Source organism: Enterococcus sp. DIV0806c, from assembly GCF_051710905.1.
Lineage (GTDB): Bacteria > Bacillota > Bacilli > Lactobacillales > Enterococcaceae > Enterococcus_B > Enterococcus_B mundtii.
The window spans coordinates 149,567-173,318 of record NZ_JBIOLO010000002.1; the positions used below are offsets into that span (position 1 = coordinate 149,567).

16 protein-coding genes are annotated in these 23,752 nt (G+C 37.2%); 1 reads left to right on the forward strand and 15 read right to left on the reverse strand.

Annotated elements, in window-relative coordinates; genetic code table 11:
• Positions 1–8 precede the first annotated feature (8 nt).
• From IGK77_RS15505 to IGK77_RS15560, 12 genes are all read right to left on the reverse strand, one after another.
• Positions 9–5,036, reverse strand: coding sequence for a WxL domain-containing protein (locus IGK77_RS15505; RefSeq protein ID WP_438713334.1), 5,028 nt, complete (start codon positions 5,034–5,036; stop codon positions 9–11).
• A 13-nt stretch (positions 5,037–5,049) separates the two neighbouring features.
• Positions 5,050–6,093, reverse strand: coding sequence for a DUF916 and DUF3324 domain-containing protein (locus IGK77_RS15510; RefSeq protein ID WP_438713335.1), 1,044 nt, complete (start codon positions 6,091–6,093; stop codon positions 5,050–5,052).
• A gap of 81 nt (positions 6,094–6,174) precedes the next feature.
• Entirely contained in the window at positions 6,175–7,002 is an 828-nt protein-coding gene (locus tag IGK77_RS15515) for a WxL domain-containing protein (RefSeq protein WP_438713336.1), read from the reverse strand.
• Positions 6,999–7,322 carry an LPXTG cell wall anchor domain-containing protein gene (locus IGK77_RS15520; RefSeq protein WP_438713337.1) on the reverse strand — a complete coding sequence of 108 codons (324 nt, stop codon included), beginning with the start codon at positions 7,320–7,322 and terminating at the stop codon, positions 6,999–7,001. Before IGK77_RS15520 ends, IGK77_RS15515 begins: the two co-directional genes overlap by 4 nt.
• Positions 7,323–7,913: 591 nt before the next feature.
• Positions 7,914–9,380, reverse strand: coding sequence for a helix-turn-helix domain-containing protein (locus IGK77_RS15525; protein ID WP_438713338.1), 1,467 nt, complete (start codon positions 9,378–9,380; stop codon positions 7,914–7,916).
• Between the two features lie 61 nt (positions 9,381–9,441).
• Positions 9,442–10,662, reverse strand: a complete 1,221-nt coding sequence (locus IGK77_RS15530) for a helix-turn-helix domain-containing protein (RefSeq protein WP_438713339.1) — start codon at positions 10,660–10,662, stop codon at positions 9,442–9,444.
• Positions 10,663–13,185: 2,523 nt separating this feature from the next.
• Positions 13,186–13,509, reverse strand: coding sequence for an LPXTG cell wall anchor domain-containing protein (locus IGK77_RS15535; protein WP_438713340.1), 324 nt, complete (start codon positions 13,507–13,509; stop codon positions 13,186–13,188).
• A 34-nt stretch (positions 13,510–13,543) separates the two neighbouring features.
• Positions 13,544–14,107: a hypothetical protein gene (locus IGK77_RS15540; RefSeq protein ID WP_438713341.1), complete on the reverse strand. Its 564-nt coding sequence runs from the start codon at positions 14,105–14,107 to the stop codon at positions 13,544–13,546.
• Positions 14,108–14,130: 23 nt separating this feature from the next.
• Entirely contained in the window at positions 14,131–14,649 is a 519-nt protein-coding gene (locus IGK77_RS15545; protein WP_438713342.1) for a hypothetical protein, read from the reverse strand.
• A 38-nt stretch (positions 14,650–14,687) separates the two neighbouring features.
• Complete coding sequence (locus IGK77_RS15550; RefSeq protein ID WP_438713343.1) at positions 14,688–19,274, reverse strand: hypothetical protein; 4,587 nt, start codon at positions 19,272–19,274, stop codon at positions 14,688–14,690.
• A gap of 778 nt (positions 19,275–20,052) precedes the next feature.
• Positions 20,053–20,268: a hypothetical protein gene (locus IGK77_RS15555; protein WP_438713344.1), complete on the reverse strand. Its 216-nt coding sequence runs from the start codon at positions 20,266–20,268 to the stop codon at positions 20,053–20,055.
• Positions 20,269–20,334: 66 nt separating this feature from the next.
• The gene (locus tag IGK77_RS15560; RefSeq protein WP_169059177.1) at positions 20,335–20,535 is read right to left on the reverse strand and encodes a cold-shock protein; all 201 of its coding nucleotides are present in this window, start codon (positions 20,533–20,535) and stop codon (positions 20,335–20,337) included.
• 488 nt (positions 20,536–21,023) lie between these two features.
• Between IGK77_RS15560 and IGK77_RS15565 the strand changes: the two genes are divergently transcribed.
• Positions 21,024–21,173, forward strand: coding sequence for a hypothetical protein (locus IGK77_RS15565; protein ID WP_438713345.1), 150 nt, complete (start codon positions 21,024–21,026; stop codon positions 21,171–21,173).
• 327 nt (positions 21,174–21,500) lie between these two features.
• On the opposite strand, the gene IGK77_RS15570 is transcribed toward IGK77_RS15565, so the two are convergent.
• The 3 genes from IGK77_RS15570 to IGK77_RS15580 form a co-directional block, all read right to left on the reverse strand.
• On the reverse strand, positions 21,501–22,055 hold the full coding sequence (locus IGK77_RS15570) for a DUF7006 family protein (protein ID WP_438713346.1): 555 nt from the start codon (positions 22,053–22,055) through the stop codon (positions 21,501–21,503).
• Between the two features lie 70 nt (positions 22,056–22,125).
• Positions 22,126–22,413, reverse strand: a complete 288-nt coding sequence (locus IGK77_RS15575; protein WP_438713347.1) for an HTH domain-containing protein — start codon at positions 22,411–22,413, stop codon at positions 22,126–22,128.
• A gap of 49 nt (positions 22,414–22,462) precedes the next feature.
• Positions 22,463–23,746, reverse strand: a complete 1,284-nt coding sequence (locus IGK77_RS15580) for a helix-turn-helix domain-containing protein (RefSeq protein ID WP_438713348.1) — start codon at positions 23,744–23,746, stop codon at positions 22,463–22,465.
• Positions 23,747–23,752: the final 6 nt, after the last annotated feature.

The following is a 23,752-nucleotide window of genomic DNA, read 5'->3' on the forward strand; positions in this document are numbered from 1 at the left end:
CTAACTTATTAATTATTGGGTACCATACTTAATTCCCAGGTTAAAGTCGTTTGGTAAGTGGTCGCTTTCGGAGCAGCTCTTGGTGGCACTTCAAGAACGACACTTTCCCCAGCATTTTTTCTATCCCCAAATCGATAGATCCAAGTTTCTTCACCTTGACCATCTTTGGCTGTCAATAATTTTGTCTTGACTCCAGGAAGTAATACGGCTCTGTCAGTCTCATTTAATTCAGGTTCCCCTGTCTCTTGGATAGATGCCAACTGTTGATTGGTCAACTGTAAACTAGCTCCCTTTAATTTATGATCATTTGGATCTGCGAACTGTCCGTTTTGGGTCACTGACAATACCCAACCGTTACGTGTGTCTCCTGGCCGTCGATCACTTATTTGAACATAATTTGGTCGTTCTTCCTTTTCATCGATGATCCCGTTCTCATTCAATAATCGTTGTGGTTGAGCATAGTAGTTCTGCGTTCTTGTAGAAATACCTTGTTGGCCAAAGGTAAACCTAGAGACAAAATCTATACTTAATTTCCCCTGATTTTCAGAAAGAACTGGTGGATTTTCTGGTTCTACTTTTATTCCAGGGCTCAATGGATCAACAGGTGAGACTTTACTTGCAAGCTCAACAATATAAGTTCTAGCACTTGGAAAAACTGCATCATGATATTTATAATTCTCCATTTGAGGGTTTCTATTTCCATTATCATTATTAGTTTCTGGTCTTTTAAAAACACTAGTTATAGTACTATAAGTATCGATTATGCCCCCCTGATTATCTTCCATCAAAACTTGCACTTTGTCACTTTCATTTAGTTTAGTATTTAGTTCGAAAGAAAAACTACCATCATTTCCTACTTTCTGTGTCGCTATATGCTGATTATTAATATACAACAACGCATTATTTCCAGGAATGTTTATTTGATTTGGAAATGCCTTAATGGAAGTAGTCTCAGTGGTTAACTCTATAAAGTGGCCAAAATCAACTAACTCTGGTGGAGTTACATTCATAACCGTTATTGGACGGATCTTTTCCAATTCTTCTTGTGATAGGGATATCCCTCCCTCCTTCATTCCTCTACTTATTGATACAAACTCAATAATCGTACCTTCTTTGAGGAGATTTTCAAATTCAAAAGATACTCTTCCAGCTTTTCCGAGAGCATTATTTTCTTTTTCTTCCCATGTTTGAATCGGTGATTCGTTCCCCACCGTAGAAGCCGTATAATTATTAGAATTATTGTCTGGATCCGTTACTTTTATTTCGACAGTAATTTCATCCGTACCAGCTTCCCTTATATCATCTAATCCTTCTTTATAAGAAAACTCAGCTATAAATGATTTATCTGCATTGGTTGGTTGCCTAACTCCGTCTAAAATAGGAGCTGAATTATTAGCAGATATTCTGGATACTCTTCCAGATAGTCCAGGTAAAGAGTCTGTTAGGTTCAGATTATTACTCGAAGATGCGGAAACAAAATCTCTTCCTTCATAAGCGACATCAATTTTTTCAAAGAAACCTATTTTGGGATCATCATCAAACTTACTTCCTGTGGCCCATGCGGAAAAAAAAGTATCTGTTATATTTAAGCTAGATCCATTTTTAGTTCCGAAAATATCACCTCCATCTTTCCTGACGTTTTTAAAATCAAAATAGTACGGGGAGTGTACATTGAATTCCATAGTGTCTTGGGCTACGAAAACCCCCCATTCACGAGTATTAATTGAAGAGCCTTCAGCATAAAAAATAGTATCCGCTTTTTGATTAAATTTTAGATGTCCACCGTCAGAATACAAAGCTGCTGCATAATCATTCGTTAAACGTAATTGTGACCTATCTCTATCTGCGCTATTATTATCGATACTAAAATTATTCTCTCCATTCCCAAGATAAATAGTAGAATAATTTGATGAAACAGAGCCACTATTAGGACGATTGGTATAATGCCTATTATTTAAGTTGAGATTTCCACCACTTGTAATAATAATATTATTGTTAGAACCACTCATAGATAGTGCTCGAGTATTAGTACCAGGATTATCAAACTCTACGTGCTTGCTAGCAATAGATGAATTATTTCTTATATAAACATCATTTGACCCCGTAGTAATGTCAATCAAAGAATTGTTTCTTCTCGCAGAACTCTCAATATCTATTTTCGAAAAATTATCTACTGTAAGCTGCGCATTAGTCGTGCTCATTCCAATAGAAGTACCATATAAATTCTTACTGATAATTTCAGAATTATTCTCCACTTTTAAATTGGCAGACTCTCCATTCATAAAAATACTTCTAGGCCCACCCGATAAAACATCAATGGATATTTTGGAATTTTTTGAGACCTCTAATATTGGTGAGGATCCAGCTATTCGGATGGAGTTATTATTGTCAATTGCTGCAGTGTTCGAGGTACTCTGTGCTCTAATCGATAAGTTTGAGTTATCAGTTACCTTTAATGATGGATTAGCATTCCCATTTCCGATTAAGATATTTTCATGTATGCCGTTTCCTCCATCTATAGACATTTGACTGTTATTAGTCAATTCTAAAAAAGAATTTTGCCCATTCAACGTTACTCCATTAGCTGACCTCATATTTTTGATATTGATTTCACTATCAGATGAAAGAAATTTAGGTTTGTTACCCGCGATTTCTACTCCATAACCAGTTGCACCACTAAAATCTATAAGGCTAGATTGCGCATTAACTACAGAATTGTGTCCAGACAGAGATATACCTGCACCCTCTGCAGTATTAAGCTTTAGATTTGATTTATTAGCATTTAGCGTACTACTTTCTCCATTGAGATTGAGTGCTCGACCGGATATTGTATTTATATCTAAGTGACTGTCATTTAAATTAACTTCCGCATTTGTACCGTTTAAATATAGCCCGCGGCGTGCATTAGAAGTTACGGAAACTTTAAGCTCTGACCCACTGGTAATATTTATTTTTGGTTCTACTCCTCTTAAATGAATAGCATTATTTAAAGTGTCTGTCGGAGATCGAGTAGCACTGGATGTTGTAACTGACAACTTTGAGCCACCTGTAACGGAAAGCTCTGGACGCGCATTATTGTCTCCTATTGCAATGTTTTCTAACGTCCCAGTTCCACCACCATTGATGTACATCTCACTTTTATTTCTCAAAGAAAGTAACGCATCTGTTCCTTGTAAAATCATTGCTTGAGAAGGATCAGTGTCCGTCATTTCAATGCTACTCTCATTCATTAGTACCTGTGGAACTATTCCTTGTAAGTAGACACCTCGACCTGTAGTAGCTGTCAGAAAAAATTGTGTCTGATTTAATGACAACTGTGGATTATCGCCAATTAAGTTTAGTCGTTGTCCTGTAGTACTTGTAAAACTCCCAGTCCCACCCTCATAATAAACTTTAGGTGAGTCACCAGCCAAGGCAAGTGTCGCTCCTGTTGTTGAGCGAATGTCACTATTACTTTTAGTGGCCGAAAACAATGGTTCACTACCTATCAAACTAATTGCTGCATGTGTAGCAGAGGTCACAGATAATTCTGAATCAACAACTATTATTTTAGGATTATTTCCAGATAGATATAGGCCTCTTTTAGCAGCCGTGCTTGTAACCGTTAGCTTACTAGCTGAATTAACGGAAATTTTAGGATTTGCGCCGCTGAGTATAATAGTATTATTTGTTGTAATGCTCGGAGTTGCTGGAGTTCCAAACGTACTTATAGATAACTTCCCGTTTGTTTGTAAAGCTATTTCGGATTGGTCTCCTCTTAAATCGATCGTATTTGCCGTTCCACCAGTTGTCATAATCGTAATTGCTGAGCCAGCTTCTACTACAAGTTTTGGCGCTGATACTATGGCTGAAGAAAAGAAGATAGTCATATTACCTCGGCTAATTGTCACTTGTGCTTTATTTACAGCTTTGACTTCTTTTGCTTCTATAAAAGCCGCAGAAGAAATTATCCGCGTAAAATTGGAGTTCCCACCTGTAAAAATAATCGTTCCTTCTGGCATAGAAGCAAGTCGCATCGTATTTGCGTTGATTTCTGCTACATCTTCTATTTCTAATACCCAATTGCGACTAACTTGTGTTGTTGCATTAACTAAAGGAGTAGCGCCTACTTTTGTAATTGTCGCGTTTTCTATCCGAAAGGTCGTTGGTTCACTCACTTCTGCTAATTGAAAATAAAAACTATTGTTACCAAAAGTCAGCGTATGACCGTTTCCTTGTATCTTGATTGGTCGATCGATTGTCATGATATTTGCTGTAGTTTCAGTTAAATTCTCTTGAACAGAGATAATTCCGACTTCAGGATTTGCAACTGCTTCTCTAAATGCGGCCATTGTTGCGACTTCTGCCGTATTTCCTTCAAAGACTGTCTTTTCGAATGTTTTGTTCTTAGAAGGAATTGATTCTTCATTCGATTCTTCGGTTGCTACAGGCGCTTCTTTTTCTTCTGATTGTTCAGTCGCATTTACATCTTGCACATGTTCTTCATTTGATTCATCAGAGGATTTCTGATTCATTTCTGATTGATCTTCAATCTCCGTTTCTTCCTTTTCCGATATTTCAAGTGTCGCAGTTGCTTCTTCGATCGACACCTCATAGTTGCCTTCAGATTCAAATACTACAGGAAGCACAAACGTTTGTTGCGCCCGCTCTGCTTGAATCGTCCATTCATCTGATTCTTCTTCTTGGTTGACGGTAACCCCAGCTTGTAACTGATCTTTTACCAGCTTTGCTTCCTTCGGAAGGGTAATCTTTGCCTCTGACACCTCTTGATCTGAAACAAAGGTCAGCTTCAATGGCTCTTCAACCGTTCCTTGAAGGCGAGAGCGAGGAAAGGAAAAGCGAGGATTGCCTTCTTTTTCCACTTCTAGATAGTTTTTTATGGATGGAAGTTCCAATTGTTCTTCTTCCTGTACTTGCCCCCCTTCCTTTTTATCCGTGGTTTCCGCATAGACGATGCCTACTGGCAGGAGGAATGCATGCAGAACAAGAATCATCGTTCCTAAAATGAGCATTCCTTTTTTCATTAGCTTTCTCATGAAATCCTCCTCTCTATACTTCTTTTTCGCTTTCACGTGCTCTTTTCTTTTGCCACATCAGGTAAAGTACCAATCCAAGCATTAAAACGAGTAAAATAATCGCACCGATCATCCACCAATTGATACTTGAATCAATCATTACGTCTTCTCGATTTAACTTGCGGGCTTCATCGGCTTCAATCGTAAATTCACGCGTCCACGACCATTCATTTTCTCCCGATGTAGCTGTTAATTCTAGGACATAGTTCCCACTTCGAAAGCGATCCCCTTCTAAAGAAATCGGGAAGTTAAAGTTGGAATTCGGCGCCATCTGCATCATTTCTTTCTCGGCCTTATAGAGAACGTCGTTCTCCCCTGCTCGTTTTACGGTGGCTTCCACCGCTAATTGATTGACAAAAGTGGGCGTGAAGTTTTGTAACGTGGCGCTGATCACATTGCGGTAGTTCAATTGATCCGCAAACACATCTAATAGTTCCAACTCCGGTTGTACCGAGTCTCTGTTATTACTGACGACCACACCAACCACATAGGCAAATTCATTCTTGATGGCCACGCCTTCCCCTGTGGTTTCATCGGCTTCTTCTGTTTCCTCTTTTAGTTCGGCAATGCGTAAGCCTCCGGCTAAAAAGCCGTCAAAGGCTTCTTCTGGCATCTGTAAGGGAAGCTCAACCGTCTTCTTTTCATTTCCCGCTAATTCAATGACACCGGAAGGGGTTATCAGTTCATCTAAGGAGTGAGTTAAGGTTGGATCCGCTTCTTCGGCATCTTTGCCATATTCGACGTTTCCTAACACGTTGGTATACGCTGTGTGCGGGGTCACCTGAACCCTTACGGGTTCTCCACTCGTGTTCCCAATCTCCAAGCGCAAGATTTCTTTTTGATTCGGGGCTAGATTCAAATCGTAATAGCCTTTGTCCTCATCTACTTGACTGTCTGGGAAAAGAGGTGTGGCATAAATATTTAGTGCCGTTTCTTCTGCCTGAACTGACGTCGGAAAGAAAAAGAAGAGAATAGCGAGTACCCACAGGTGTCTATCATTTTTTTTTGTAGGTTTCATTCTATGAATCCTTTCTTAAAAGGTAACGTTACAAGGTGCTGTGATGCTGTTGGTTTGTCATTTGATAAACAAATTGTTTTTTTAGACTTCTAAACTCTCAGGTTCTGGATTATCTGGGGTCGTAGTTAATTCCCATGTCAGTTTAGAGGTATACGTTACTGCATCTTTGGCGGTTGAACCTGGAACAAATAGTTTAATCGCGTCATTTTCTACTATGTCCGCCCCCGCTGTGACTTGTTGTGCAATGGCAGCATGGTTTCCCCAAACAACGGAAGTTGATCCGGCCCCTTTTTTAGCTGCCGCTGTCATCACTGGCACAGCCTTTTCCCCAGGTAATAGCTCCAGGCCAGTAGCATGTACCTCAGGTTTTTGTTCAGGATCATCAACGCTATAAAGTAGTTCTGGATTAAATAAAGTGATTTTCGCGCCTTTAAGTATGGAATTTTGTGTATCTTTTGGTCCCTCAAATTCAGACAAGCTGACCGTGAGTTTCCATCCTTTATTCGTACCACGTGTGTCTTGGACTTGTGCCAAACTCACATAAGGGATCTTGTTTTCTTCGCCCGTTGTTCCTGTCTTTTGTTGTCTTTCAGCGATCATGTTATAATTTTTATCGATAGTTGAGATAATTTGTGAGCCGAAATTCATCGTTGGAACTGTCGCAATCGTTAACGGTCCTTTATTTTGGCCACCGGGTCCTGTAATCGGTGGAATTTCTACCTCTGGTCCTTCGGGTAGTTTATCCACTTCCGTATCATCATTTCCTGGGGTGAATGTGATTTGCCCATCGGTTGTCGTTTTACGAACTTCGCTTGTTTCTTCCGGTTCTCCATCAGCAAACGCTTGAACGCCTCCAACTAAAATGGTTGTAGATAATGCAGCAACACTTACTAATTGATTAAATTTCATATGTGATTTCCTCTTTCAAATTTTATTTTTGGTTTTCTTAGTCTTATTTTTACACCGATAATAATAACTAGAATAATGATTAACCAACCTATTAAAATCAGTGAGTCGTTTTGCACAACAGTGTTTGTTTGCGGCAGATTACCACCTGTTTGGGTGATTAAAACCGGTGGTGGATCTGGTATACCGATTGGCTCGTAATGTCCTGAAAATTGAATTGATCCTTCGGACTCAGTCGACTGAACCGAGGCAGCTTCTACACTATATGGTAAGCATAGAAGTAACAATATATTGTTGTTAACAAACTTTTTTTCATTTTTCATTTCCCTCCTCCTTTTACAAACCGATATATAACCCATCATATTTTGGTTGTATGTTTACAGAACGGTTTTTAAATATATCCTCTCTGCAACTGATACTTTATCTAAAATTTTCATTAAATAAAATCCATTATTTTCGTAATATAAGGAAATTAAAAAAATATCTATAAATATTTCTCTCATATCTGAGTATTTTACGAATTGTAAATACGTTCGAATAAAATCGAGAAATAATTTTTTATTTATAATTGTCTTAACGCATCATAATAGTGATAATTTTTTTCACAAAGAGTACTACCATGTCTTCTTTTTAAACACAAGTCACTGCTAAATCAGCATATGTTATACTTTTTTAGTAAACTATTGTTTAATTTATTTATAAAGCAAGTTTAGAAAATATTCCGCTCTTATAATTCCGCTTTAAGTTTGAACTTTCATTTTTATAATTATCGTATTTAAAAGTTACTTCTTCTTTTAAAATTATTTCTATATCTACGATCGGATTCATAATTTCCTGAGAATGCGGCATTCTCCTTATTTTCCATATTATTGAAATAATGTAGAAATATCTTTCTATTTTTCCAAAGAAAAAATTTAGTATAAATGCCGATTTAGTTGCTTAGTTATACGTGTCCAATCATTCTCACTCGGAATCGTATTTACCAACAAATAATCTTTGTTAAATGAATACTCCCAGAGATAGGGACGATAATTCGTCACAACTAAATCAATTTCCTCAGCATCAATTCGATCTGACGTCAAATCTTGCAAGGGAAGTAATTGAATCCGATGATTGTGTCCTATACGTTGCTTGGCTTGCTGGTAAAGCGTTTGAACCACAATAGAATTACCTGCTAATAAAAATACAACAGACTTTTTAGGATAATAAGTTCCAAGTAACAGATTAGTGAACAAAGTAAATTCGACAACGACGTCTTCAAAGAACTGGTCACCTAATCCAAGCACCTTCTGATGCTGGCGTAAAAATTGACGGTTTGTTTGATAGGCTTCTGAGTGGTTTACAATAGCTTGATCTCTTTCTTCTGCTAATTGCTTATTCCAAATAGGATGAAGAGTGTAGGTGAGGCTTTTTGAAGCCAAAAATGAAGATAATAAATCGGTGAGAAGCTTACGATCCCAGCCTTCAAACTGAGTATTCGAAAAATACTTCCATGCGACTGATTTTATGGAAGGCCATTGATTAAATAGGCTATAAAAATGTCGTTCTCGCTCAATCTGATTAATCGTGCGCTGCGCCACAAGTATTAAATAAAGCCAGATAAACTCATCCTTAGGTATATTTATATTAAATGTGTTAGCTAACACATCTCGAAGAGAATATAGCAAGATAAAATCCTTTTCTTTTGTAATCCTTTGCTTTTTAAAAAAGGAAAGGGTCACGCGTTTTCCTTGCTGGACTCGGTTCATCATAAGATAAACCAAAAAATAAAATTCTGCAGCAGATACCCCAGTTCCAACTTCATAATCGCCCAAATAATCGGATAAATTTTCCAGAATTAACGAGTGTATAGTTTTGGGTGGCTGTATCGTATGCGTTGTATATTCCCCCAAGTAGTAAAAATCATAAAAAAATTTCCTAATATTCTCTTCATCTCCAACTAACGTGACAGGATTCAAACTAAGTTTTAAATCATAGGCTTTGAGAGGCTCTTCAGCCCGAAGTAAAAAACGTCGAAATGAACTTTCCCCGTAGTTATATTCAAGGGCTAGTTCTTGAAAAGGTTTTAATTCGCCTCTAAAAATCTGACCAATCACAGCAAAAAGTATCTCTGATTTTACCAAATCTGCCTTTTTTTCCATATAGCAGGCATGGTTAACCTCTTCAAATCTATATCCGGTTTGTTTAGCAGATAAGATAATATGTTCCCCAAAATACTCTTTAATACCATTAATATCTTTCCCTAACGTCCGTTGTGATACAGAAAGTCTTTCCGATAATGCAACAAGCGTAAAATTCGGTTCTTTTTCAATGTTATTTAAAATTTGAATCCATCTAGTACTCATAGAATTCATCATAAAATCTTGTTGGAGTTGACGCATCGATTCCGTTCCTCCTTTTGTTAATTAAATATCTTGTCTTTGATTACAATATGCATAATACTTATGCTAAGTATCGAGAGATTTCCTTCTGTATCTCTTCTTTTCTGGGAAACTGAGATAGCTTTAAGACTCTTTCCTTCTGATGTATTTTCGTGAGATTACTCACTTCAAGAAAATATTGATAAGAAGTCTTGTTAAATGCAGATATGTTCACGACTAACCAGCCAGATTGAAGTAATTCTGATTCTACTTCCTTTTTTATCCATCTCTTTAGTGCATTGGATCCTGACAATCGATAGGTGACGTAGAGAGATTTATAATAGAACTCTTTTTGATGAATAACCCCACTTTTATTACAGGGTAATAATTGAAAAAAGAGGTACATTAATGATAAGTAGGTACTAAGAAACTGAGAAGCAAGTTCCTCGTCTGTTCGTATGAACTTATGAGAAGAAGCATTTGGCAGAGAAAATTCTCTTAGAAATCTCTGTTGTAACATTGGATTAAGAAACTGTTCCTCCTTCAGGGATAAAAGAAAGAGTGCTGCTTTTTCTTGATTTGGCAACGAAATTGTTACTTGAGAGTCGAATGATCGGACCAACATCTTTTGGAGTGAAGTTTCCTCGTTTTTTTTAAGCTCGTATCCCTGTGTTATTCTTAATTGTGCAATAACTATCCATTGGTTCATTCGTTCTTCATCTATCTGCCACTCTCCTTTTTGTACTCTTGTTTGTATCTTACATAACTGTTTAATTTTTTTTGTAGCCACCTCAGGATAGGTCGGCAACGAAAAATAAAAATCATAGAGTAGTTGACGGATTGTCACTTCTTCCCCCACAAAAAAGTTGTTCTTAGCATCCAGCTTAACTTTGTACTGCTTAATTAAAAAAGATTGGAGTTGGTGTTTCATCCGGCTAAAACTCGCACTTGACACATTTAGTTCTTTTGCCCATTGGTCATTAGAGAGTTTTTGTCCACTGGCTATGCAGTCAAAAAAAACAAACAATTGTTCTTCGGCTAATAAAGCACGTTTTTTCTGTTCATAAGTATTGGGATCTTGTAAGGAAAAATGGTACCCAGTTTCATCTCCAATCCAAAGAATAGAGGAATCAAAATATGATTTTAATTCTTGGACATCATTTAAAATTGTTCGCCTCGTATAATTGGTTTTATTTACAAGAGTTTTTAGCGTTGCATGTTCATCTTGTTCTAAAAGACTCAATAAGTTAAACCATCTTCGGATCTTTGTTTTATAAATCAATTGCTCAAATAAAGGTTTCATTGATAGATATTCTCCTTTCGTAAAACGGGAAATGTCTCTTTTCACAGTTTTTATCTCTCACTGTAATTGACAGAACCCACCTCCAACTTTTAAAAATATTCGGAGTTTCAATGTACACTTCACTTCGTTCAAAAACTGCTATTCGCAGAACTTGTGAATAGGGCAGTTGAGGTTAATCCAGGTTTTTTAACAGTAATATTTTTAGTGTAAACATTGTATGTTTATTTACTGAACCAAGAGTTAAAATATTTTATTCGAAATTAATCCCGTTTCTATTTCCTGAATAGTTAAATCTACGCTGTGAGTTCTTAATGAAGAAGATAATATAAAGTTGTTCAGCATACTTATTTCATCTATTTAACTATTATTCAAAGAATCAATACACTAAACTGAGTTTGTACCTCCGTGTTCGACTCATAATTAACCGTGTATTCTCTACTATTTGACTTGCTATCAGATTGTTAGGGAACATATTCCAATCCATTTTTTCTTTTTTGGAAGATGGATACGAATTACTTTGGTTATTGTTCACCAAAAATAGATATACTAATAGTTTCATTTGGAATCCCATGCACTATTGATTATTCAAGGTTTTAAGGTGATTTCGAAATTTCTATTTTACTATCTATTTTTTAGTTTGATTAGAGAAATCCCCTTATAGAAAGACTGAAATACTGGATCCTGAAGAAATTAATACTATAGTTTTTGCAAATGATATTTCATAAGATAATTCCTCTTTCTAGATATCTTTATCAATCTTTTTTTATAAATTTCCATTGAAATACCAAACTAGAAACTTCAAAGTGTAATAATCACCAGTTAAAATAGTTACTGCGACACTACGATATTTTAATCTCAAATTTGTTTAATCTTCATTTATTATCAGGTGTAACGTCCCTGAGAAAACGCTTCCTTTTTTATTTAAGAATAAATAAACGAATAATATGACTTTACTGGTCAATTTTATTAAATTTCATAATAAAGATTTCGGTATAATAATGCACATCAATAAGCAATCGTTATTTAAATGTTAAGATTCATTTCACTCCTTATCTTTTTCAATATTCAAAAAAATATTTTTTTGATGTTTTTATTTACAATACCCGAAATATACTTCAAATAAAAATCATTATTTGCACCTTCTGTTGAACCTGTGAAAATTATCTCATTATTTAAAATTTGTAAATTGGTGTCATACTATCTATTTAACATAATATAATTTAAAGAATATCTACCATTTTGTGTTCACGTTAATTCTAAATAAAGGTTCAAAAATACTTATTTTCTATACCCTTTGCTTATATATTTGTGCACTAACTGAAAAGATACTGAATTACTGTCACTTAAATATATAATATATAATACCTATCGATAATTGAGAATTTTTTTACAAAATTAAAAATAAACTAAATAAATTTGTGAACTATTATCCTTAACTAGTGTAATCATGTCTATTAATTCTTTATTTAAAATCTTAAATATTCTTAAAATAGTGATATCCTAGTAATCAAAAAAAATCTACTAAATAGCACATCACTACAGCCTAAATAACGATTTGTGTGTCTCCCAATAATTATCAAGTATAATAGTATTTGAGTACTGAGCGCTACAATTGTAATAGAACAAAGCTGCTAAAAATCTATACAACTATTTCACTATACGTATAAAGAATTGATATTGTTTTACTAGAATTTTTAGTACTTCATTTAAATAATTGATAAGTTATCCACTTCTATGTACTCAAAAACAATATAATAAAACAAAATAATTATTTATGTTTACGTTACAACCGTAGCTGTCCTTATTTTTAAATTAGAATAAAATTTTTCCGGTCCGCATAAATCGTTACAGATTGTTTTCTTACTTTCTAAATAAATGTCTTAAATATACAATCTTCCTATTTTTATCAAAAAAACTCATTTTCTTTAATAAGTATAAAAGAAAATTAATATTGTTCATCAAACGTCTATAGTGATTATTAAAGGAAAAAACGAATAACAAAATCAAGGTCCTCGAATGAGCACCTTAAGTATCTAGTATTTACTTAACTCATAAGTGAATCTTTAATAAACAAGAGGATAATATATATGCAAAGCACCTTTATTATGTTATAAATTATAATAGTAAAAATATATTATGTTCTTTTCAAGTGTTTCTATAGTAATAATTTTTTAACTTCGAACTTCAGCTTATGAGTAAAACCGGATAAATTTCTTCCAAGCTCTTTAATGGAGGCAAATTTAAATTAAAAAAGCTCTCGAATAAAGTGGAGTATGGTTCTATAATATCTAGTGTTGGTGGAAAATAATTATATTTTCTACTAACACTATTTTTTGTAAAAAAATAAAAAAAAGAGAGTAAAATTGATTGATTCTCGTCGAATTCTTCCAATTTGAACCCACCAACACTACTTGTCGAAGAGCGTTTTTTTTTTTTAATTGCTAAAGCCTTACATCAAAAAGGAGAAACTGCAAGTTTACCTCACAGTTCCTCCTTTTTATGACTCGTCTGGTGACTATATTATTAAGCAACTCTTTTATTGTGTTTCTTTTGTCTTACTACTAGGATGATAAACAATACTATGAGTACATATCCAAGTATGATCAAACTTTTTGTGTTTGAGGAACCTGTTTGCGGTAACTTCCCTTGTTCTATTGTAGAAACATCCGCTACGATCGTTTGTTTTTTGTCATCGTCTTCTTTCTCTGTACTCTCCGTCTCACCGATTTGACCAATCACGGTGATTTGCCCTGTTGTCGCCTCTACAACGATAGTTTCTGATAGATCCCAGGCAGTCAGAGCCAGCAATACCGTAACTAATAAAAATATTTTTTTTCGATTTTTCATACGATAGTTTCCTTCTTTACTGGGATTTCAGTTCTTAGTCTTCGTCCACATCAGGAGCAAAGCTCAAGACCAACTTGAAACTTGGATTTGACTCTTCTGATGTATTGACAGGCGTTGCTTCACCAGCGAAAGTGAACGTTCCTTCATTCTTTCCTTGATTGCCTTCAAGAGTAAATAATTCTGTTTCTGCAACAGTAGGTTTTCCTTCGCTAAATAATTCAATACCATTTACATTTAACAAGTCAACTTCATCCATCTTTAAGGGTGTATCGACACCCGTAACAGAAGTTATAACACCAACTGCGGAGTTATTCGTAACAGTATACGAAGGGGACACAATCTCTTTATGGCTTGATTCTTCTGTGGTATAGAACAAAGCTGTTGTAGGAATCGTCACATTGATCCATTGGTTCAAATCATCGGGGTTTGGTCCAGGTGTTGTATTATCAAACTCTCCGATAATTCCGTTTACTTGGACATCGCCTGAAGTATCACCTTCTCGTCCATCAATGGTTTGTGTGGCAAAAGCTTTAGTGCCGCTTGCTACTACTCCTACGATCGTTGCTGTACTTAGAATTGTTGCTAACATTTTTTTCATTTTTATTTCCTCGCTTTTCTTTTTTAGTTCTTAACGATAATCGTTAATTCAGCTTCAGTGATCCCTTGTTTTTCTTTGCTTTCAGGATCGTAGATATTGATTGTGGCTTTGGCAGGGTACTCGCCCTTTACCAACGGTGTCGCCAATGCGACATTTTCAACAAATTGATTTGGATAGATTGCACCAGAAGAATAGATTACTTCTCCACTTGATAATAAAGAGATATCCACGGCGATCGGGTACACATTGGTGCCCGGATTGACGATCTCGATGGATCCAGTGCTTTGACCATTTTCAAAGATGGCTTCTGGATTGATTTGCAGTGTAAAGTAATTCGCATCCGCAATTTCCTGCGCACGTTCAGATACACGCTGATCAGTAGCATCACCAAACTCAGGCAATAGATCTGCACTGATCAAAGGGACTGCTTCTTTTGATTGGTAGAAATAATAGCCAATCCCGCCGGCAAGCATAGTCAATAACAACAACCACAAGACCCATTTGCGTCGCGCCTTGTTTTCGGTTTGATTCATTTCCTCCAATGGATTCACCTCCTTCGCAGTTGGTACGATCTTTTTACTCAGTCTCGTGGAACAAATCGTAATACGATACGATAATTCGGTACGAGCAAGTCTTCATAATAACCACCTTGATCAGCTTCTGTATCGACGACCCATTGCGGGTAATCACCGTAGAAGTTTCCTGTTAAGGAAATTGGTACACGGCTTCTTTCTTTTAAACGAACCAAGTGCTGTTCATCCATAGCTTCATAAAGTTGGATTTGTGTTTCTTCCGTTTTTAAGTTCAATTCCAACAAAGGTGTCGAGATATCATCATAGCTAAGAGTTGGTTCTTCCTCTTCACTTTCACTTTCAGCGTAATCGAGAGGATTTTCTCCAGCTTCTAACAAAACGATCCCGTCACTATCATCGATCGCCATTTGATTGATATAGGTATCTACAGCAAGTGGAGATTGGTTGTGGATCTCATAAGCTTGGCTTTCAAAATTACGATTCGATTCAGCCGTGTTGTACAAAGATTCAAACACCATTTTGGTTGGAATCGTTACTCGCATATGTTCCAATTTTGACGTAACATCAATGCCGACTGTCAGTTGATAGGCTTTATTTCCTACCTCAAGAACAGCAAAGTAGCTTCCGTCTTCGTCAACCTCTCGAGTAAGATCCGTTTCCACGATGCGAAAGTCATCCGTCATATCCACTCCAGTTAAGACATTTTCGGCTTGTGCTCGACTTTCTTGCAGAATCAAAGCATCTAACGCCTCTTTCGTACTTAACTCGTTGATCTTATAGCGATCTAAGGTAATATTGTAAGCTTCAAAGTTGACACCTTTGATCACAGTTTGACGAGCTGTCACATCGACATAGGTCTCAATCGAAGGTTTGGATAAGAAAATTGACACTTCTGATTCTGTTTCCAATCGTTCATTTTCTCTTAATGGAATTCGGAAATAGCGATATAGTTGATGTTCATCACGATAGTCGCCCCATTCAATCCGTTCAGAGTTTTTATCCAATTCAACGATTTCCCCATTGGTATTTGTATAAGTGATTCGTGTAACATCTGTATCTTCATACATGGATCCTGTGATTTCTGTGGATTGATCACTCAACGCATCGATTCGTGCAACAAGACCTTCTGGTTCTGAAAAACGAATTTTATTATAGTTATTTTTAGCAATGACTTGATAAAGATCATTTTGTTTTTCGAGACTTTCCAAGGAACCATCTAATTGTTCGCCACTCAGTAATCTGGAACGTGCTTCGCCATTTCCTGTCCCTCCATATGGGAAGGGATTCCCACCATTACGATTAATACGCATGGTTCCATAAATATTTATAAACTCTTCGGTCGGAGCCTCTAAAGCAGCATTCTCCCAAACTGAAAATTTTTGATTATTCACATTAATTTTCAGACCATTCGCTACTGTAAATTGTTGCGAACGAATCAATCGTTGCAATTGCGTATTAGATTGTCCTGTACGTGTCGTAGGATGACTAATTTCAAATAGCTCTACATCTTTTAGATTCAATTGTGCGTTCCCCGCTCTGAAATAGAGAACTTGTAATTTATTTCGAATTGTTTCTAGCGTAACCAAAGAGTCCTGCTCAGCAGTAAAGGTATTCCGTACATTAACAAGAGGACGATTGGTAAATTCTGCTGTTGTTCCCATCCCGGATCGATTGTCTGTTAGGGAAAACTCAGCTCTGGCTCCCACTGTGATGTTGGCAAAAGAATTCGAATGATTGCTTGAGGCATTCCCTCCGCCTTGCGTATTCAATCCTCTAGCAACACCAGTAAATGAAGCATCCTCTTCAAGAATTAAATTTGACGTCGTAGCGACTCTAAATATCCCCCCCGATTGGTTGACATCCATGTGAGCACCTTTTCCTATGCGCACAAAAGAATTTGCATTTCCAAGATGGATAAAGCGTGAGTCTGAAGTTGTACGATTTCTTTCAGAGGTCATTTTGGCGTTATCAAGTAACTCAACTCGTTGTGCTACCCTGATTCGTGCATAATTGTTTCCGACTGCTGCATTCTGAATATTATTAGTTGTTGGTTCCGTTAAATGAACTTCAGCTTTTTGAGCAAGTGTAACCGAACGAACAGCTGTATTTCCTGTCATTCCTCTAGCTGCATTGATTCTAGTAAAAGAATTTTCTCCAAATAACACATCCGTCGTTGCAACACCTTGTATAAAGCGACCACCTGTATCAACTTCAACTTTACTCCCATCTTCCATCGTAAATTTTGAGTTCGCTAACGTTAAGCGAAAAACGGCTCGCGCAGCTTGTCGAGTGGTATGATCGACAATTACCTTTGACTCACGTCCTAAATTGATTTCTTCCCTAAACCGGAAAAAATCGACATTTGCATTGTTCCGGCCAGAAACAGTGATTTGAGAATGATCACCTACATGTAAACGGCGGATAGTTGAAGCAGCTGCTGCTGTGGTCCCGCCAGTAAAGCCTTGTGCGGTTTGTAAGCTGAATGTATTCGATTCACCAATATAAATATCTGTTGTACTTCGACCTGTAACTAAGGGTCCTACTTGATTGAGCGTGATTTTTGCATTTGCTTCTGACAAAAATTGAGAAGCTGTTGTCGTTGATCCTAACGATATGAGAGGATTGGCTGATGATGAAGTACGGGAAAAGTTCACATGTGCGTTTTCTCCTAGAAAGAAGCGTCTTTGCACGGAGAAAGCATCTGCCGCTACGCTTGTGGAATGCTCAGCTATAGTGATTTCAGCCCCTTCAAGAAGCTCAAATTGATCCACCATTGTTCCTGCGGTAAATCCATTACCTAATACACCTGTAAGTTTCGCGTATTTCCCCAAAGTGACATGGGCCAAACTTGCGTTGATAAATGCCCCTCGTTGATTCACCATTATTTCCGAATAGTCCCCAATGGCGATTTTCCCATTACTTGATGCTAAGCCGATAACAACATTTGAAGTACTTGCTGAAGATGTCGTCCTCATTCTCGGTACATCAATTTTTGTATGGTTGCCGATTTGAACAGAAGACGTGGCGAAAAAGGTTCGATACGCTTGACCAACAGTGGCATTGTTAGGTTCACTTATGGCAATTTCTACCTGATTGCCAATGGTAATGCTGCCGACTGCTACGTTGCCATTAAACCCATTGCTGTGCTGATTGTTCATTTTTACATGATCTTGGATTACTATCGTTGAACTAGCCACTCCTGTGAACATCGGTCCTTGCTGTGAGATCTTTGTTTGTGTGTACTCCCCCAATTCAACGGAAGAACTTGCACTTTGAAGTTGTATAAAGGCCCCCGTCGTTGTTCCCGCCCGTGCTCCCCCAATAATTGTTGGTTGATCTGCTGTACTATTTTCAACAATGAAGCGATGTCCGACATTGATTGCTGGTGTTGCACTAACCGTTCCGTACTCAGATAGTTTTAACTGACTGCCTCTTTGTATACGTACTTCGCCTAGCGTACTGGTGGAATTACCAGAAATCCCCTGTCCTGTTCCGACATCTAGTGTAGCCCCTGATGCTAAAGTCAACCGACTATCTTGATTAGCATTTGGCAAGGAAACCATTGCACCAGATTGGCGAATCGTGGTCACACTTCCTTGTCCAAAATCAAGACTTGCTGCGGTACCAGTCAAATGAAAGACTGTGCCTGTATTGCTATTTGTACTTCGTGTGACAGAAATTTCAGCTTTGCTTGCGACTTCCACTTGATTCATTTCAAAAATTGGTGCGGTATTTGATGAATGATGGTTGACTGTCAAATGACCTTCGACGAAGAGTCGCTCAGCTACAAATAACGTTGGAATTGCCGACGTAGCAGTTGTAACTACGTTCGTTCCTTTAAAATGAAGATGCGCCTGGTTGTTATTCACCACCCGTCCTGTAGCAGTGGTCAGCTCCATCTGGGTATTCTCAAAGGTAATCGTTGATGCCCCTATTGTTTGAGCCAGTCCTTGCGCAGCCTGGATCCCTTGTTGTTGCACTCCTTGCCAAGTAAGCTGCATAGGATTCACGAACTGCATCAGATTTTCTGCCGTCGTCTGTGAAAAAATCACTTGTTCCCCCTGACTCCTAAAGGTGACGTTCGTCCTTTGAATACCACTGATCGGGGCAGTAAATGTCAAGTTGCTGTCAAAAGTAAGCACCAAGGATTGATCATTTGCAATCTCACCATAGTCGTATTTGATTCCTTCATCATCGGTATAAACTTCCCCTAGTAAAACTGCCCGTAAATGTGTCTCACTATCTACACCGAGTTCAATCATTGCTGCATCAGCGTCAAAACGTTCCACTTGCTCTTCTTCAGGCTCTATTTCTGATTTCTCGTCTGAACTTGTTTCCTTCTCTGCTTTTTCTGATCTATCCTCGTAATCCGAATCATGAGACTCTTGGTTAGACATATGAGATTCATCCGCTGTCTCTGATGCCATTGTCTGGTCTTCCTTACTTTTCTCAGTTGTTCCTTGTACATCTGATGGATTAGTTGAAGAATCCGTTGTATCCGTATCTGTTGATTGTTCGTTTACACCAGAACTCGACTCTGTTTCTGCATAACCGACTTGTTGGAACGCTATAGAATTGTGGATTCCAGTGGTACTTAACAATATAAATGCAGAAAACATAGTTAATAGTTTCATTGTGTCCTCCTTTCTTCAAGTCCTTGTTACCAACAAACTGAGATATAATGAATAGATATATCCATTAGTTCGCACAAATATGTCTCAATATTCATCGTTTATGAAAAACAACAAAAAAAGATATCCAATATAATCGAATATCTTGAAAAAGTTGCTAAACTAGGATGTCTATCAAATAAATTTCGTAAGAATTTCTGTTCTCGTAAACGATGGTTTTTAGTAAACATAAGTGTGCAAGGACAATCTCTAGCTGGCATAACCAATGCTATCAGTGTTTGCATTCAAAATAAAATCATAATTTGCATGCACTAGTGAAAATTATGCAAATCTAGTCAAATGTTTTTTAGTCAAATGAATTACTATGTACTAGGTTAAACTTTACAGTTCTTATCAATCGAAGTGAGAGCTTTTCGGAATGATGAGCGTAGATTGTTTCCATATCGATTTCTCTTATTGACCAAGATATCTCCACAGACCCTCCGTTTCTTGATGCTATTTAGCTTAATTATTTTAACGTCATTAGAAAGAAAGTCGCTTATCGTTTCGTTAGATGAGAGGGGAATACTATACCGATTCGCCAATGTTTTATAATCCTCTTCGCCTCTCTGATAAGCTTCAACTACCTGTTTTTTTTAATGCATAATCGTATTTAGTCACTAAAATACCCCCTAAGTTAGATTTTTTGGTCTAACTTAGGGGGCGTACTTCATAAACTGAATGTGTAGTTTTTTTACTTTGCTAGATTGATGAGTACCTTTTTCAACGAGTAACACTTGATTCAGATAGCTACTAAGTTTTTATAATTGATCACCGTTTTTTCTGAAGTAACGGTTACCTTTGCTATACTCAAGGTGACAACTGCTGAATTGCTTAACAGCTTTACGATGGTTCCAACGACTTGTTTTTTGTTATGTTTAAATGACACCTGTTGATTTTTTTCAAAAGCCAAACCTTCGATCGATGGTTCTATTGGTTTCCACTGTCCAAAACTCATAATAATCTCCCCTTTTTAAGTATTAAAAAAACCGTCTCAAACAGTTGAGACGGTCGAACAAATCATTTATGCTGTGCAAATATTGACGGCTTGCATGCCACGTTGACCTTCTTCGGTATCAAAGGTGACTGCTTGTCCTTCATCAAGAGACTTAAATCCGTCTGCTTGAATTGCAGAAAAATGAGCAAAGACATCTTGTCCATTCTCTCCTGTGATAAAACCAAAACCTTTTTCTGCATTAAACCATTTTACTGTACCATTATTCATACTATTTCCTCCTTGTGCATCTCTACGTATGCGTGTTGTTGCAATAAATGTTTGATAAGCAAAAGGAGAGTATAAATGGAAGCATAGCACTCTTAATACGTTTCAAAGTATATCACTACATTTAGTATACCACACAAAGCACCAAGTTACAATTTTACAATATTATTTTCTGTATATAGCTTTACTATTTACATCTACCTTAAAATTCATTAAACAACTCCAATCGATAAACAAGAACGATAAATTCACTAACAAACATTTAGCAGAAACTCCTTCCTGTTGTTGCTTCTTATGGCGTTAGGCTCCATCAATCATGAAGGTTTCATTTCTCAAGGACTACTTTGTGCTATAACACCATAATTTAGAATGAGTTTTCTATAAAATGTTTTCCGAGCTAATTGTCACCTTTTGTGCTATTCTATTAATATAGAATTTCGCTATAGACGTTATCGTTACCTTTCGTCACTATTTGAGAAAGGAGAATGTATATGACATTCACTAACAAAACGATTGATTACCGTGTCACTTTGGACACTAACTTAAACTTATTTATTGTTTTCTTTAAAAACGATGAAACCAAAGTCGCAACAGGTACAACAATTGAAAATGCCTTACATGAATTAGAAAAAATCGCATAAGGAGTGAAACTCTCTAATGGACAATCTTAATTCATACTAAAGGGATCTACTCGTTTCAATCAGTGGGTCTCTTTTTTATTTTTCTAAATTAGGCTATTTTTCAAAAATACTTTCAAATGTTTCAAGTGTATCTACTACCTTTGGCATAACCATAGCAGTAACTTCTTTTTCCTATCCGTCCAAATAATGAGGGAATAGGTGGATACAAGTTTATCCTATTTTATATGCTTATACACTAGACGCCAAGAGCTAAGATTCTTCCAAAACTCTTTTTCTTCCATTAAGTTAGCTTTTCCAGTTCTTAAATATAATACACAGACCCATCCATCATAACACCTTGAAAATCATAGAATGTTTCGGGTCCATACTGCGATTGTACTCACATAGTTCTTTAAAGTAGATGGGGTAGTCACTTTCAATGATTCGAATGATTTCCTCATCTGAAAAATAATCAAAGCTGAACAAAGCTGCTACTAATCCCATCTTGGCATCAATTCCTAAGGTCTCCGGCAATATTTCCCTAAAATTCTCCTGACAGATTTGACTCACTAAAGTCTCCAATCGTTGGATCTGGGTATTTAAATAGATTTTTAGGTCTTCCCTTGCTCGTTTTCCGGCCTCTTCAAAGGTACTTTGAAAGCCCTCAAGATACGCTTCTTTTTTAAAAAATGTCGTCATTTGTTTCCTTCCTTCTTTTAAAATATTTCCTGATCGATCAGTGGATTCAACTGATGCTTGACTCTTGCTCAATCTTGAACCGTAGGAATACTGCCATAAGAACATAATCCGTTTCAAAAGAGAAATCCAAGAGGTACAGCCGATACGATAGTTCGTTACAAGCAACTCAACGTGCTTAGCAATTAAACGTTCCTTCGGCGGCATAAACAACTGATTATGATATTCCCCTAGTAGTACACGTGCCTACATTCGAATCGATTAAACCACTAATTAGTCACCTTCTAATAAAAATAAATTCCCAACAGTTATTCTTTTTCTCTTGATAGTCCCTACGATTTCGTTCTTCAAATCGATACCCACTATAATTTGCGCGTAATTCGATACTTGTGCCAAAATGGTTTTTGAATGTTTGAATATCTTTTATTAAGGTACGTTGTGAAATAGCCAGTTGTTCACTCAGCTCTCCAATCGTAAAACGCTGTTCTTGTTCCATCATACTTAACACCTGCATCCATCGCTTAACCTCTGCGCTTGTAATAAACGCCATCTGAAACTCAAGCAACTTTTTTCCTCCTCACTTGTTCAAATATTTTTCTTTCCTACCTGTTAAATCAGCTTGACTCAGAAAATACAGAGAGCACTTCAATGATGTTCTCCTTGCTAGGTACGTAGGGAAGTACAAGCGTTGCACGAGCGTTTCTAGTTTGTGGTTGATTCACGATTTGTACATGGCGTACTAGTCCGAGTGGATTCATTTGGGCAGCTTCAATCACCTGTAAGCCAGATTTTTTTAACCTCGTTTCAACTTCCTGTTTGATCCATCGTGTCAAAGCACGTGGTCCTACTAGCTGATAGGAAACATAAATCGTCTGGCTATATTTTTTCTTCTCGGCTAAAAAACGTTTCATGAGTACGTCTAAAGGAGACAGTTTCTCACTGCTTGTACGCGGTACTTGTTCTGGTGCTTCGAGTGTAGGCAGCTGGAAAAAGGCCTCCATTAAAAAAAGCAATGTTTCGAAAAAACCATAAGTCAGACCTTCGGTCTCACGCACCGGTAACGCATACTCACTCGCAGGTGAAAACGTGCGGATAAAGTCTTGTTGTGTCATAGGGTTCAGGAACTGGCGTTCATCTAATGACAGGAGGAACAACGCCGCTTTTTCTGATCCTGGAAGAGCCACACGCACCTGTTGATCCAGAGCCTGGATCAGCGTCGTTTGGAGTTGTTCATGTGTCACTTGATCCTGTAAGCAATGTCCTTGGTCGACCCGTTGCTTGGCCAATTTCAGCCATTGATTAAACAAGGTTTCGTCTAGGTGCCAAGGTCCATCTTGAATCGCCACTTTCTCCTGATACAGGTCCTGAATATGTTCTGAAAGAACCCTAGGATACAAGGGTAAGGTGAAATAAAAATCATAAAGGAATTGGCGAATTCCCGCTTCTTCCCCCCACAGTTGATTGGTTTTCGATTCAAGTTTTATTCCATAATAGGTCGTCATTAACGTTTGAAGCTGCCGTTTCATCCGTTGAAAGCTTGCACTCGAAACATCAAGATACGCCATCCACTGGTGATTATTTAAACACTTTCCCGCAGCCAATTGATCCACCAAGAGAAAAAGTTTCTCTTTATCTAGTAACGCTTGTTTCTTCTCATAATACCCTTTAGGGTCAAGAAAGGAAAAGTGGTAGCCCTTCTCATCGCCGATCAATTGGATTCTCTCACCAAAGTAATACTTGATTGCCTTCATATCTTCAATGATCGTCCGTCGCCCAAAGCCAGTCTGCTCAATTAAGGTGTGGGCGATAACGTGTTCCTCTTCTTCTAACGTTGCCAATAAGACCAGCCATCGTTTAGTCTTATCCGCCATGACTAAATGATCAAATAAACTGTGCATATTTTT